3 protein-coding genes are annotated in these 2,013 nt (G+C 73.1%); all 3 read left to right on the top strand.

What is annotated here, in order from left to right:
• Window positions 1-135 precede the first annotated feature (135 nt).
• Window positions 136-1,101, top strand: a complete 966-nt coding sequence (locus tag HW445_RS28610) for a zinc-binding dehydrogenase (protein ID WP_180223746.1) — start codon at window positions 136-138, stop codon at window positions 1,099-1,101.
• Window positions 1,102-1,281: 180 nt separating this feature from the next.
• Complete coding sequence (locus tag HW445_RS28605) at window positions 1,282-1,491, top strand: helix-turn-helix domain-containing protein (RefSeq protein ID WP_108954990.1); 210 nt, start codon at window positions 1,282-1,284, stop codon at window positions 1,489-1,491.
• Window positions 1,491-2,013 (top strand): Clp protease N-terminal domain-containing protein (locus tag HW445_RS28600; protein WP_180223745.1); only part of this gene is annotated, 523 nt, incomplete at its 3' end. The genes HW445_RS28605 and HW445_RS28600, both read left to right, overlap by 1 nt.

Genomic DNA, 2,013 nt, shown 5'->3' with positions numbered 1-2,013 from the left:
TGCCGGACCGGTGGGGCGGTGGGGCGCAGGGACGGCGAGGCGGTGGGGCGGTGGGGATGTTCACGCGAAGCGTGACGGCCACGTCACAGTGCCGGATGGTTCCCCGAGGCCCGGACGCGACCTAGGGTCGAGGTCATGTTCGCCGCCTATGCCGCACGCATCGATCGTGACCAGCCGCTGAACGGACTCGAGTTGGGGGACCGCCCGGCGCCCGGGGCGCGCCCCGGCTGGACCACCGTCAACGTGAGGGCCGCCTCGCTCAACCACCACGACCTGTGGTCCCTCAAGGGCGTCGGCCTCGCCGAGGACAAGCTGCCGATGATCCTGGGATGCGACGCCGCGGGCGTCGACGAGGACGGCAACGAGGTCGTCCTGCACTCCGTCATCGGGCAGAGCGGCCACGGGGTCGGGCCCAAGGAGCCCCGCTCCATCCTCACCGAGCGGTACCAGGGCACCTTCGCGGAGCAGGTCTCCGTGCCGGCCTGGAACGTGCTGCCCAAGCCCAAGGAGCTCTCCTTCGAGGAGGCCGCCTGCCTGCCCACCGCCTGGCTGACCGCCTACCGGATGCTCTTCACCAACGCCGGTGTCCGGCCGGGTGACTCGGTGCTGGTCCAGGGGGCCGGCGGCGGTGTCGCCACGGCGGCGATCGTGCTCGGCAAGGCCGCCGGGCTCAAGGTGTTCGCCACCAGCCGCGACGAGGCCAAGCGCAAGCGGGCCCTGGAACTCGGGGCCGTCGAGGCGGTGGAGAGCGGCGCGCGGCTGCCGCAGCGGGTGGACGCCGTCATCGAGACCGTCGGCGCCGCCACCTGGTCCCACTCGGTGAAGTCGCTGCGCCCGGGCGGCACCCTGGTCATCTCGGGCGCCACCAGCGGTGACGCACCGTCGAAGGCCGAACTGACGCGGATCTTCTTCCTGGAGCTCAAGGTGGTCGGCTCCACCATGGGCACCAAGGACGAGCTGGAGGACCTGCTCTCCTTCTGTGCCGCCACCGGCGTGCGGCCCGTCATCGACGAGGTGCTGCCGCTGGACCGCGCACGGGAAGGCTTCGAGCGGATGGCCTCCGGCGACCACTTCGGCAAGATCGTCCTGACCGGCGCCTGACGCCGCCCCGGCGGGCGACCGCCCGGCCCCGGCCCGCAGACCTCCGGCACCCTGGTTCCCCGGGTGCCGGAGGTCTTCTGCGTGTGCCCCGGCCGCGGGCTCCCACCGCCGACCCGCCTTCCCGCACGCCGATGTCAACCGGGGTTGACATCGGCGTCGTTGTCAACCATGGTTGACAACATGACGGAAGCAACGGACCTCGCCGAGCGGGCCGGGGACCGCGATCCCCGCGTGGGACTGCGCGCGGTCACCGCGCTGCGGAAGCTGCTGGAGCAACTCGAGGCCGTCCAGGTGCGCAACGCGCGCAACCAGGGCTGGTCCTGGCAGGAGATCGCCGCCGAGCTCGGCGTGAGCAGGCAGGCCGTGCACAAGAAGTACGGGAGGCAGTGATGTTCGAACGGTTCACCAAGGACGCCCGGGACGTGGTCACCGGAGCGGTCGAGCACGCGGAGCGGTCCGGAGCGGAACGGGTCGACGAGGGGCACCTGCTGCTCGCCCTGCTGGACCGCACCGGAAGCCGCGGGTCGTTCGCCCTCGCGGCGCTCGGACTCGCCGAACGGCGGGACGCCATGGCTGAGTCGCTGGCCGCGGCGCGGCGCCGGGGAGGGCTCACCGGGGCCGACGCCGAGGCCCTGTCGGGCCTGGGGATCGACCTGGACGAGATCGTCTCCCGGGTCGAGGCCGTCCACGGCACCGGTGCGCTCGCCCGGTGGAGGAGTGGCGGCCGCAAGCGGCTCGGGCACCGGCCCTTCACCCGGGGGGCCAAGGGAATCCTCGAGGAGTCGCTGCGGGGCGCACTGGCCCACCGCGAGCGGCGCATCGGCGACGAGCACCTGCTGCTGGCCCTGGCCGGCCGCCCCGGGATCGCCTCCGGGGTCCTCGCCGAACACGGGGTGACGGCCGAGTCGCTGG

The organism is Streptomyces sp. UH6 (assembly GCF_013421635.1).
GTDB lineage: Bacteria > Actinomycetota > Actinomycetes > Streptomycetales > Streptomycetaceae > Streptomyces > Streptomyces abyssomicinicus.
Note: the sequence above shows the minus strand (reverse complement) of the source record. Positions and strands in the feature narration are given on the sequence as shown.